Raw genomic sequence first — 12,633 nt, forward strand, 5'->3', positions numbered from 1 at the left:
GTGGGCATCCTGCCCGCCCTGAATACAAAGGACGGGTGGGGACACCCATCCCACAAGAAAATTTGGGATATTTTTTTATTTGGAAGTCCCTAAGAGCGAGGAGTGTCAACAATGCACCCGAAGAATTTACTCTAAAGACTTGCCAACTTTACTGAGGACTTTGCCCAGTTTTTGAATTCGCCCTTTGAGTCCCCTTCCAGCAGAGTTAGCCGCCTCTTGAGTTTGTTCGCCAAGTTGGGTGAGTACTTCACCTATGTCAGCACCTTTGGGGTTGCTGCGCTTGAGAAGTTGCTTGAGTTGCTTAAGTCCATTGGCAATTTCTTTAAGATTCTCGTCTTCAGACTTGTGTAGCAAACTGTACCACGTGTCGATACCGTTGAGGGCTACCTCTGTATCAATTTTCGTCAAGTCTCCTTCAAGGTTCTCTACCAGGGAGTCAATTTGTTCAATATGCTCCTTGTCTTCTGCTTTACCTAGTGAAGTGCCTGCTTTAGTAAGTTGCTTACCTAATTTATGCAGTGGAGTTTTTAGCTCTTTGGAAGCATCAGAACCAAAGTTAGTTGTTTGTTCGCCAATTTCAATCAGTACCTCACCAATCTCATGACCTGTGGCTTTACCACCCTTGACGAGTTGCTTTAGCTCCTTGATAGTATTTGCAATCTCTTTGAGTTCTGGTTCTTTAGCTTTATGCAGAGAACCATACCACTCGTCAATTAAGCCCAAAGCAGCGTCTGCATCGAGGGCAGTGATATCTCCGTCAAGCGCAGAAAGAAGTGAATCTAGCTCCTCGTGGTTATCAGCACTGTGCTTGTTAGCATCTCCTTCATTCTTAGTAGCCGCTTTCTTGCCTGCAGTTTCGTCATGAGCAGCAGTGTGCTTACCTTTACTTTCTGCTTGACTAGCCATAGTGTCAACTCCGTTACTACATCAACCTAGCGTATAGGTATCACTTTATAATGCCACCACTGTAGTTTCCTCATTCTCAGGAGGCAATGTAGAGGCATTGGCTACATAGGTCGTATGGCAGAAGCTTCTTTTAGTTTTCCAAGCTAGTAATTCTCTTAAAATCAAATGGAATTTGTTTGTCTCATAAATTACTTTCTAAATTTTGAATAAGTCAATGTTTCCTTTGTACAAGAAATAATCGACATCAGTAACTAAACAAAGCCAAATGCAATATGTGTATTTATGTATACATTAAAATTTAATATTCATTGATTCCTTTAGCAGATGGTGAAGAGAAACAAAGGTAGCTAACTTGTTAAAAGACTAACCCGTAAGTAAGCTATGTCAACAAAGCGCATTTTGGTAATTGATGACGAGAAAAATTTATGTACCATTATTAAAACTTGCTTGGAATACTTGGGGGGCTGGCAAGTGCTGACATCTACTGAAGCCAGCAATGGACTGTTATTGGCTTCTACTCAACTCCCGGATGCGATTTTACTGGATGTAATCATGCCGAATATCAACGGACTAACGGTGCTGACTGCGCTGCAAAGTCATCCGCGTACCCGCACAATTCCAGTTATTTTGCTGACTGCTCAGGTGGAGATGCAAGATTTAAAACAATATGCACAGTTAAGCATTGCGGGAGTCATTGCCAAACCTTTTGACCCGTTAAAACTAGCGGTGCAAATGGCAGAGGTATTGGAATGGGAGAGAATTGAACAACCATCTGCCGCCCATTCTTCGTCCATGCTTTGCATAGGCACAGGAGCGGCAGCCAAAGTCTAGGGAACTGACGGAGAATCTTGATTTTGGGTGCCTATCAATCCACCCGTTGCAACTGTGCCACCCTTGGATCAATAATTTTTTGACCCATACTGTCAAATTTAATCGCTAGTGAAATTTTATTTCCCGACCCAAAAATATGAGTAATTTCTCCAACACCAAATATTTTATGCAGAACTTTTTCGCCTACTCGCCAACTCTGTGCCGTCCCTTGCTTTCCTTGGGTGACACGCTGCGATGAACTTCCACCAGCACCTTTGGTATAAGTAACGCTTCTATGCCGAGTCATTAATAATTCTTCGGGTAACTCGTCGAGAAACTGCGATCGCATGGCTGGTTCCCGAGACCCGTAAAGGCGGCGTTCGCGGGCGTGGGTGATGTACAATCGTTCTTGGGCGCGAGTAATCCCCACGTAACACAGGCGGCGTTCTTCTTCTAAAGCTGCTGGATCGTTCATGGAACGGTAATTGGGAAACAGTCCCTGTTCCATCCCTACCAAAAACACAACAGGAAACTCCAGCCCTTTGGAAGCATGTAAAGTTAACAGTGAAACTGCGGTTTCTCCTTCTTTTAAATTATCCAAATCTGAACTGAGGGCGGTACTGCTAAGGAAGGCTTGCAGGGTGACATCGTCGCTTTCTTCTTCAAATTGCAGCACGGCGTTGAATAATTCTTGGACGTTTTGCACCCTGTCTTCTGCTTCTTCCGTTCCCTGTGTTTGCAAGTCTTTAAGGTATCCAGAGTCTTCAAGGACTCCTTGCACAAGTTCAGAAACTGGAACTGTCTCCATTTGGTCTTGCAAATTACGAATCATTTGGGCAAAGCTATTAACAGCTTTCGCAGAACGCCCAGCTAATGTATTTACTGATGTTTCATCACTTATGATTTCCCACAGAGTTGTACCTAATTCTCTCGCGGCGTTATTGAGTGCTTCAATGGTAGCTTTACCAATACCGCGCCGGGGAGTATTTATGACTCGTGATAAACTGAGTGTATCAGCAGGGTTGGCGATCGCCCGCAAGTAAGCGAGGACATCTTTAATTTCTTTGCGATCGTAAAACTTTATCCCTCCCACAACCGTGTAAGGAATTCCCAATCGCACCAATAACTCTTCAAACGGTCGAGATTGGGCGTTGGTACGATAAAGTATGGCAAAACTTCCCCAATTCAACTCTGGATTTTGGTTTTCTAAAGAGCGAATTTGATTGATGACAAAATCTGCTTCTGCAATTTCATCATCTGCTTTATGACAAAAAATTTCCTCACCTGCACCTCTTGTTGCTTTGAGGATTTTATCAATACGTTGGGTGTTGTTTTCAATAAGATGGTTTGCCGCTTGCAGAATATTTTCGCAAGAGCGATAATTTTCCTCCAACTTCACCATCGTGCGGGTATCTTCGTCTGGTAAGCCGTCGCCAAAATCTTGCTGAAAGTCCAACAATATGGTAAAATCAGCCATTCTAAATGAATAAATGGATTGATCAGCATCACCAACCACCAAAACAGAACGGTCTGTCCAATCCCATTCACTCTTTTTGGTTTCGCCATTCGTCGCCAACAAGCGGATGAGTTCGTATTGAGTGCGGTTAGTATCCTGATATTCATCTACCAGAATATGGCGAAACTTCTTGTGCCAATAACCCAACACTTGCTCGTTTTGCTGAAACAATCTTACAGGAACGAGAATCAGGTCATCAAAATCCAAGGCGTTGTTTTCTGCAAGTCGGCTTTGATAGTGATTATAAACTTCTGCAATCACCCTGCCGCGATAATTCGGCTGTTCTCTCTCAAATTCTTTAGGTGATAAGCCTTGGTTTTTGGCGTTGCTGATGGCGTAGCGGACAGAACGGGGTTCAAACTTCTTGTCGTCGAGGTTAAGCTGTTTTGTAACGATTTCTTTCACAAGACTTTGGGCGTCCGACTCGTCAAAAATGGAAAAATTCCGCGTCCACTGGCGTCCTTTTTCGTCTTGGTATTTATCGATATCAAAGCGGAGAACGCGAGAAAACAGACTGTGGAATGTACCGCACCACATATCTTTGATGAAGGTTTTCCAGACTTTCGACTTCAGCTTGGTTTGGTCGTATTCTGGTAACAAATCAAACCGCTCATTGTATTCTGTCATTGCCAGGCGATCGGCAAATAACTTTTGAATACGTTCTTTCATCTCGCGTGCGGCTTTGTTGGTGAAAGTCACCGCCAGGATATTTTCTGGATCGACGCGGTGTTGCAAAATAAGGTTAGCAATGCGATAAATCAGCGCTCGTGTTTTGCCGGAACCCGCACCAGCAACAACTAGTAAGGGACCGCAGTGATGTTCAACAGCACGGCGTTGACTGGGGTTGAGGTGACTGAGGAAGTCTGTGGTTGTTGTCATGGCGTGAGGAGTGCGTAGAACTAAGCAGCAGGTATCGCTTAGCTTTAAATAAAGTGAGTAAAAAAAGGTAGCTAATGCTTAGGCTACACTATCTTAGCGAAACGCAGTCAACAAATAGAAAAGCAAGACATACAATTGCGGGGCTTGCGAGACAATTGCCTTGTTCCCAGTCTCTGACTGGGAATACCATTGGGAGGCTCTGCGGCTCTGCCTGGCTTAAGAGCGGCTCTGCCGCTTCAATTGCCTTTCCAGGTGGAACCTGGAAACGAGATTAAAGACAGGGTTTTTGCTTAAGTTGACACCAATGGGCAGGGTGTACTCCATTTACATACAAACCCCTATATTTGGGTGATTCAATCTTTGATATTATGCAACTCATGGCTCATAAGTTGCATTTCCTGATGTACAATTTCTAACTCATTTTGAGTAAAATTTAGCTGTAAGGTGGTACTCTCTAATACATCTTGTGTAGACTGTAGTTCTAGCGAAACCTTTGCCAAATTTGACTTTGTCTGTTCCAGTTCATTCTCTAGCTTTGTATAGCGGGTGACATCAACAAAAGTGAGGATCGCGCCAATCAGGCTACCACTCGGATCTGATATTGGTGCCATGTGGATCTCTAGATAAGTTGTGTTATCGTCGGTTGTCCACTTTACATTCTTCAAGCTTATCGGCTGGCGATCGCCATTGGCGCTGTTCTTTGCCCAATCGCGCAGCTGTCTGATTAAAGCGAATGAATTTACAATTCGCCCTATCTCTAGATCTTGCACTCGCGCACCTAAATCGTTGTTTTTCAACGTAAAGGTGGCGTAAGCCTGATTGTTAGCTAGAATCAGGCGACCACTGCTATCCAGTGCGATCTGGGCGAATGGACTAGCAACGAAGGCTGTTTGCCAGATGTGGCTTTGCATAGTCAGATCGTTAACTGCTTTCTTGTTGCGAGTCTGGGGTCGGATCAGCAAGTGATCCTGCAAAGTGAGTTTCTGCCCTTTAGCAAAAATACGATGCTTCAGACTGACAGGGGTGAAAATTTGTTTATTGTTGGTCAAGCTTTCTGACTTGCCCAAAAAGAGAAAGCCGTTATCAGTCAAGGCAAAATGAAAGCGAACCAGAACAGTTGCTTGAGTTTCAGGTTGGAAGTATATCAGAACGTTGCGGCACACAAGCAGGTCAATTTTGGACATGGGCGCATCAAGAGCCAGGTCATGGCGACCAAAGAAGATTGTGCGACGCAGTTTGGAATCAAAAACATAGCGCTGCTCTATTTGCTCAAAGTACTTAGACAGAGCTTCACTCGGAATGTCTGCTACCTCCAGGTTGCTATAACTAGCTCGCCGCGCCTGCGCTATGGTATCTTCATCTACATCCGTGGCTAAAATTTGCACTCGCTGCAAATATTGCTCGATGCCAAGAACTTCAGCCAGCAACATAACCAGTGTATAAACTTCCTGTCCAGAAGCACAGCCAGCACTCCAAACTCGGATTCGTTCATGTGGCTGCTTACCTGTGATGATTTGGGGAATAATTTGGTTAGCTAAATAATCCCAACAATCGCGATCGCGAAAAAAGCCAGAGAAGTTGATGAAGATGGTGTCAAGTAGCGGACTGCACTCTTGGGGATGATTCTGTAGATATTGCAAGTAGTGAGCATAGTTCTCAATGTTTAACTGCTGCATCCGGCGTTGGAACCGACGCATCAAAGAATCACGTTTGTAACCTGTCAGATCGCAACCACAGTTTTGCTTGAGGTAGTCTAACAAAACTTCAAATTCTGGGTTGTTATCTGATATACTCATGCTAAACTATACTGTAATTAGTTAAAAAGCACTGAAGCGTGAGCATTTTTGTGAGGGCATCTTGTGCCTTATTTGAAGTCCAAGACGCTTTCTCTTATTTATTATGCTTTTCTTGAGACTAAACTAGATTTCCTGTTATTAAATCTTACTTAAGAATTAGTATCAATCAGAGGAAATTTGATAATAAAAGTTGCACCTTGTCCAACTCCAAGACTTTCGGCAGAGATGGTGCCACCGTGGAGTTCTACCAAGTGACGGGCGATCGCCAGTCCCAGCCCTAGTCCTTTAGTAGAGCTTGAATTTTCTGCTTGACGAAAATGGTCAAACACATAAGGCACAAACTCGGCAGGTATTCCACAGCCAGTGTCGCTCACCTTAATCTGAGCCTGAGTTCCGTTAACATCAAGACTAACTTCAATTCTTCCTCCTTTAGGCGTAAATTTCACAGCATTGGTCAGTAAATTCAAGACAATCTGCTGCAAACGTTCTGGATCGCCTTGAATTATTGTTGGTAAAGGCTCAAGCAGACTACTTAGCTGAATGTCTTTGGTTTGTAGGGTTTGATGCACTGTGGCGATCGCTGTTGAAATCACCGATTGCAGTTCGACAGGCTCAAGCTGGAGACGCACTTTGCCTGCGGTAATCCGCGAGATATCCAGCAAATCGGAGATGAGTTTGGCTTGCAGGGTAGCATTGCGCTCAATCGTCTCCAGGGATTTCATCAGCATGGATTGATTGAGTGGACTGGTACGGAGTAACCGCGTCCAACCGAGAATGGCAACCAGGGGGGTATTCAGTTCGTGGGAAACCGTTGACAGCATCTCGTCCTTTCTGCGGCTGGTAGTTCTTTCCTGGCGGAGTGCTTCAAGGCGCAGTTGTGCCATTTGCAGATGAGCTAAGACACGGCACACCAGTTCCTGGGCAGAGAAGGGTTTGATTAGGTAGTCGTCCGCCCCAGCTTGGAGTCCTTCTATCACCGACTCTTCTCCTGCACGGGCAGACAGCAGGATGATAGGAACTTCTCTTGTGCATGCCTCAGCCCGCAAGGCTTTGAGCAACTCAAAACCGTCTAACTGTGGCATCATCACATCACTCAGTATTAGATCTGGCACTCGCTCTTGTGCCGCCACCAGCGCCGCGGCTCCATCCGCAACCGCTTCCACTTCCACGTGTTCGCTCAGTATCCGCGTCAGGTACTCCCGCATATCCGCGTTGTCATCGACAAGGAGAACGCGGGATGAGGGGGATGAGGGGGATGAGGGAGATGAGGGAGATGAGGGAGTAATTTCTTCCCCACTTTCCCCACCTTCCTCTGCTCCTTGCTCGTTGTTCCCTGTTAAGAGTTCCCTGTTCCCTTCTTGCGGTAGCCAACGCTCTGCCTCTTCAACATAAGAAGCAGCACCGAGTGCCGTTGATACTAGCGTGCGTGTTGCTTCGATACGTTCGGCTTCGCCGCGTCGTAGACGCTCGCTTGGCAGGTGAGCTGTGCCCAAAGGAATACTGACGGTGAAGCAAGTTCCCTGTCCCACAGTGCTGCTCACGTCTACGGTGCCACCATGTAGTCGAATCAGTTCATGCACCAGCGCTAGACCAATCCCAGACCCTTCATGAGTCCTTGCTTTTGCTCCTCGTACCTGGTAAAATCGCTCAAACAAATGGGGCAGTTCTTCAGGCGGAATCCCTGTGCCGGTATCTTGTATCTGTAGCGTCACATAATAGTCATCAGCAGGATGCAGCCTTATGGCAATTTCGCCTGCAAAGGTGAACTTAAAGGCGTTGGAGAGCAGATTGAGGACAATTTTTTCCCACATCTGGCGATCTACATAGACAGGTTCTGGCAACGGTGGGCAATCGACTATGAGCCGCAGCCCTGCCCGCTCAATGGCGGAACGAAATACACTGGCTAGCTCAGTTGTCAACAGTGCCAAGTTTGTCTCCTCGTATACCGCTTCCATCCGACCTGCTTCGATGCGGGAGAAGTCGAGCAGGGTGTTAACCAGTTTCAGCAGCCTGATCGCGTTTCGATGTGCCAGTTCCAGTCGTTCCCGGTGAGGGGGAGCAAGGGGATTGACCGAATCGCTCAAGGCATCTTGCACGGGCGCAAGTAGCAGCGTCAGCGGTGTGCGGAATTCGTGGCTGACGTTGCTGAAGAAAAGCGTTTTGGCGCGATCAAGTTCTGCGAGAGATTCGGCGCGTTGGCGTTCTTGTTCGCGGGCAGATTGTTCTCGAACTCGCTGAATTTCCGATTCGCGCAGGGCTGCTTCGGCGCGGGCACGTTCGACCGCCGCCCAAGTTCTTTCCGCCGTTTCTTCCAAGATTGAAACGTCATACTGCGTCCAGTTGCGGGCTTTGCTGTAATGTGCCACAACATTGACAACCCACTGTCCTTGTTTAATCAGTGGCACCACAACGAATGCCTGCACATTGATGCCCCGGCAGATCGCTCTTTCCTCTTCGCTAAACTGCTCCTCATTTTCTACGTCGTAAATGACATACGTTTTACCCAGGCGTAAATTTTTTACAGATTCAGCGAAAGGGCGCATTGGGTAACTGCCGATATGAGAGGGAAATCCCTCCCGCACATAATTGACATAGACGGTGTATGTTGTGACATCCGGATCGATTTCGTTGTACAGGACACGGTCAAGATCCAAGTATTCACCGACGATATTTAGAGCTTGCCACTGGATCTTAATTGGGTCTGAAAGTGGACTTAAGAAGGCAGAAGTACGAAGGCAGAAGGCAGAAGGCGTCCCCACGAATGAATTCGGGGGATTTAATAAAGTTGCTACGCGTTTATTTTTCTCCATAAATAAATTCAGGGGCTTTAAACCTTATGGCAGAGAACAGAGGACTTATTTTTGTATCAAAGCTTACCTTCTTTCCTTCTGCCCTCTGCCCTCTGCCCTCTGCCTTTCTTCGGTAAAGCATCACTTAACCTGAGCAAGTAAGCCTGTCTTTCTTCGCTTTCCTGCAAGGCTGCTTCTGCTTTCTTGCGATCGGTGATGTCGGTAAATAGAACCGCCACGCGACGGCTCCCCGCTCCACCTAAGCGAAAAACATAGAGGTCAAAAACGCGCCCCAGAGTGGCTTCCCCTTCTTCAAACCGGATGGGTTCACCCGTTTCAGCAACCCGTCCATAAACCTTTGCCCACCGTGGATTGGGGGTTCCTAGCAGTTCTGTCGCTTTGCGCCCAACCGGATACTCCATACCCGTCTGTGCCACGAAAGCAGGATTCACCTCCAAAAAGAGAAAGTCGTTCCACTCACCGTTCTCATCAGTCATGACTTCGACGACCGCATAAGCCTCATCGATCGAAGTGAACAGTGATCGATATTCTTCCTCCGATTCGCGCAACGCTGCTTCGGCTTGCCGTTGTTCGATTAAGTCAGCCGCTTGGCGGGCGAGCAAATCGAGAAAGCGCAGTTCGCGATCTGCGCTTCGCAGCAGCGCTTCGCGATCGCTCGGTCGATGGTGTTTGCACCAGTGAGTCGAAACCATGCCGATCGCTTTGCCCGAACGAGCAATCAGCGGCGTGGACTGGGCACAGAGATAACCTGCCTCCACGTGCACTCGGCATGAACCGTCGGGGTCTTCGTTTTCTGGCACATCGAAATCAACGAAGGTGCGCTCACCCGTTACCAGTGCAATGCCGCAAGGCGTGTTTAAACTGGCATTGATGCGATAGAAATGATCGGTCATGTTGGGCTCAAAGCCCTGGGTAGCGAGCAGCACCAGTTCTTGCGTTGCTTCATCGAGAATTTGCACCGTTCCGGCATCTGCCCCCGTGAGGGCGATCGCCGTTGCCACAATCTCTTGATAAATCGCCTGAATGTCATCCTCAGCGACGAGCCGTGCGCTCAAGTCGTGCAGCAGTTGCGTGTCTTTGAGGTCTTGAGCGATCGCTGCTTCGGTTTGTTTGCGATCGCTCACATCACTTGCTGCTCCGAACCATTCAATGATTTCACCCTGCTCATTCAGCATTGGGATGGCGCGCGAGAACGTCCAGCCGATTGTGCCGTCCTGTTGAATAACCCGATGTTCCAACTCAAACGTACTCTTGGTTCGGATGGCTTCTTGGATGACAGCCCATACCTGCGGCTGCTCCTCCTTGGGAATATACGTTTCAAGCCATGTGTGGCTGGGCTTCTCAGTGCTGGCGAGGATGTTCTTACCTTCGAGGTTACGCATCTCACTCCAATCTGCGCTCATTCTGTACATTATGTCCGAGCTAGCGGTGACGAATAAGCGGAATCGTTCTTCGCTCTCGCGCAAAGCAACTTCTGCTTTTTTGCGATCGGTGATGTCGTAAGAGATAGCAAGCACGGCATACACTTCGCCAGTTGCATCAAGGAGCGGCGTTCCACGGGAGATGTATGTGCGATCGTGGGCAGTATGCTCATGCTCAAACGGCTCACCCGCAAGCGCTTTGTGGTACATCGGTTCGTAATACGTCGCTAGTTCGGGCGGTAGCACCTCGAAAATGGTTTTGCCAACCAGGTCTTCGGGTTGGAAACCAGCGGCATAGAGCGCTTCTCCTTCGGCTAGCAGATAGCGCAGATTGCGGTCAACGACAAACGCCGCTCCACCAGGAAGGTTCTCAATCATCGCCCGCAAGCGTTTTTCTGATTCACGCAACGCTGCTTCTGCCCGTTTGCGTTCGACAATCTCAGCTTCTAGTTGGGCATTCTTCGCCAGCAATTCCTGGGTTTGTCGCTGATTTAGAAGTAGGACGGCAGCAGTAAAGTCTGCCAAACTCGTCATCACCCGCACATCTTCCGCGTCAAAGTGTCGCTGCTCATCGTGCGACATAATCCAAATGCTGCCGAGAGCGTGATTGTCAGCAATTAGGGGCAACACCAACCCTTCGACAACTGGCGTTTTCGCTTCCTGAAAGTAGGTGAAATATCGTTCAGGATGGGAAAAAAGCACAGGCGCACCGCGCTCCAAGCAAACTCCACAGGGGCTAAAGTTGCGGGGTGTACTGCTGCCTACGTACTGTGCCAATGCACCTGCTAATACATTCCAGCGAAAGATTTCTTCACCATTAGGCAACACTTCGAGCAAGCTGACTCCTGCAGTTCCAGCACTGCATAACTCCAGTGCAATGTCAACTAGACTTTGGAGCATGATTTCCGGCTGATTTACCAATTGCCGTGCTAATCTATGCAACGCCTGATTTTCTGAGAGCAAATTTGGGGAACGAGGGGAACGCCGGGACAACTCCTGGGTAATCAAAATATCGTCTAGCGTAACAGTTTCAGGTCGAGGTCGTTGCATAGCGTTTATGGTTCCGGCAATTTGGCAAGATTTTTCAAAGTGGTTCAGATCCCCGACTTCTCATAGAAGTCGGGGATCTGCGATAACGGCAGCTTGACGGTAAACGTTGCGCCACGCCCTTCCCCCTCACTTGCTGCCTCAATTGTACCTCCGTGCAGTTCTACAAGTTGACGAGCGATCGCCAGCCCCAGCCCTAACCCCCCAGGCAAATGCCTACTAGGGACTTCAGCTTGAGTAAAGCGCTCAAAGACATGGGGCAGAAAATCTGCACTTATCCCGATACCTGTGTCTTTAACAGAGATAGTAGCCCAAGAGTCAACAGTATTAAGCCGAACTTCTACTCTTTCTCCCGAGTGTGTAAATTTGATGGCATTCTCAAGCAAGTTTGTAACAATTTGCTGCAAGCGGTTTGAGTCGCCTAAAACGGAAATATTTCCCTGTACAGACGCGCTACCTCTCGTCTCTACAACAATATCAATTCCCTTAGCCTTAGCATTAGGCTTGATTATATTAATAACTTTTTCAATGATAGGAATCAGTTTAACTGGCTGGCGATTTAAGCAAACTTTACCTGAGATAATAGTTGAGATATCCAGCAAATTCTCAATAAGCTTTGCCTGGTTCTTAGCGCTGCGCTCAATTGTGTCCAAGGCACGTAAAGCAGTCGCCCGATCAAGCTGGTTTGAACGTAGCAAGCGAGTCCAGCCAAGGATAGAAACCAAGGGAGTATGGAGTTCGTGCGTAACCGTTGCTAAAAATTCATCCTTCATGCGATTGGAGGATAACTCAGAGCGCAGATGCGACATTTGCAAGTGAGAATGAACGCGAGTTACCAGTTCACGAGCAGAGAAGGGCTTAATTAGGTAGTCATCAGCCCCTGCTTGCAGTCCTTCGATTGCCGCTTCTTCCCCTGCACGAGCCGATAGCAGAATAATAGGTATTCCTTTTGTCTGTGGGTTAGTACGTAATGCACTCAGTAATTGAAAACCGTCCATTTCTGGCATCATGACATCAGTCAGCACCAAATCTGGTGGTTGCTCACCGATAGCAGCTAGTGCAGCAGCTCCGTTGTTCGCAGCTTTAACATGCCAGTGCTTCGAGAGCAGACGCGCCACATAGTCCCGCATATCGGCATTGTCATCGACTAACAAAATACGCGCAGAGCGGGTAGTTCGAGTATCTGGGACTGATGAACGAGTATCTGGGACTGATGAACGAGTATCTGAGACAGGTGAACGAGTATCTGAGACTGATGAACGAGTATCTGGGACTGATGAACGAGTATCTGGGACTGATGAACGAGTATCTAAGATAGATGAACGAGTATCTAAGATAGATGAACGAGTATCTAAGACAGATGAACGAGCATCTATTTCTCCTTGTCCCCTTATCCCCTCATCTCCCTCATCTCCCTCATCTCCCTCATCTCCCTCATCTCCCTCATC

Annotated in this window: 7 protein-coding genes; 1 reads left to right on the forward strand and 6 read right to left on the reverse strand. The window is 47.6% G+C overall.

The genetic code is table 11. The features are described 5' to 3' along the window. Positions 1 to 126 precede the first annotated feature (126 nt). Entirely contained in the window at positions 127 to 906 is a 780-nt protein-coding gene (locus tag ACM0OZ_RS29475) for a hypothetical protein (RefSeq protein WP_414586391.1), read from the reverse strand. Between the two features lie 381 nt (positions 907 to 1,287). Between ACM0OZ_RS29475 and ACM0OZ_RS29480 the strand changes: the two genes are divergently transcribed. Next, the gene (locus tag ACM0OZ_RS29480; protein ID WP_414586392.1) at positions 1,288 to 1,737 is read left to right on the forward strand and encodes a response regulator; all 450 of its coding nucleotides are present in this window, start codon (positions 1,288 to 1,290) and stop codon (positions 1,735 to 1,737) included. Between the two features lie 34 nt (positions 1,738 to 1,771). Here the strand turns inward: ACM0OZ_RS29480 and pcrA are convergent, their stop codons facing one another. The 5 genes from pcrA to ACM0OZ_RS29505 all read right to left on the reverse strand — a co-directional run bounded on the left by pcrA (position 1,772) and on the right by ACM0OZ_RS29505 (position 12,339). Beyond that, positions 1,772 to 4,111, reverse strand: coding sequence for a DNA helicase PcrA (gene pcrA / locus ACM0OZ_RS29485; protein WP_414586393.1), 2,340 nt, complete (start codon positions 4,109 to 4,111; stop codon positions 1,772 to 1,774). A gap of 353 nt (positions 4,112 to 4,464) precedes the next feature. Next, complete coding sequence (locus ACM0OZ_RS29490; protein ID WP_414586394.1) at positions 4,465 to 5,907, reverse strand: CheR family methyltransferase; 1,443 nt, start codon at positions 5,905 to 5,907, stop codon at positions 4,465 to 4,467. A gap of 149 nt (positions 5,908 to 6,056) precedes the next feature. Continuing rightward, a complete protein-coding gene (locus tag ACM0OZ_RS29495) occupies positions 6,057 to 8,717 on the reverse strand; it encodes an ATP-binding protein (RefSeq protein WP_414586395.1) in 2,661 nt (886 codons plus the stop codon). A 56-nt stretch (positions 8,718 to 8,773) separates the two neighbouring features. Next, positions 8,774 to 11,188 (reverse strand): PAS domain-containing protein, encoded by a 2,415-nt coding sequence (locus ACM0OZ_RS29500; protein ID WP_414586396.1) that lies wholly within the window; start codon positions 11,186 to 11,188, stop codon positions 8,774 to 8,776. Between the two features lie 44 nt (positions 11,189 to 11,232). Beyond that, positions 11,233 to 12,339, reverse strand: coding sequence for an ATP-binding protein (locus ACM0OZ_RS29505; RefSeq protein WP_414586399.1), 1,107 nt, complete (start codon positions 12,337 to 12,339; stop codon positions 11,233 to 11,235). Between the last annotated feature and the right edge of the window lie 294 nt (positions 12,340 to 12,633).

The sequence above is a fragment of the Scytonema sp. PCC 10023 genome, from assembly GCF_963920835.1.
Lineage (GTDB): Bacteria > Cyanobacteriota > Cyanobacteriia > Cyanobacteriales > Nostocaceae > Kalymmatonema.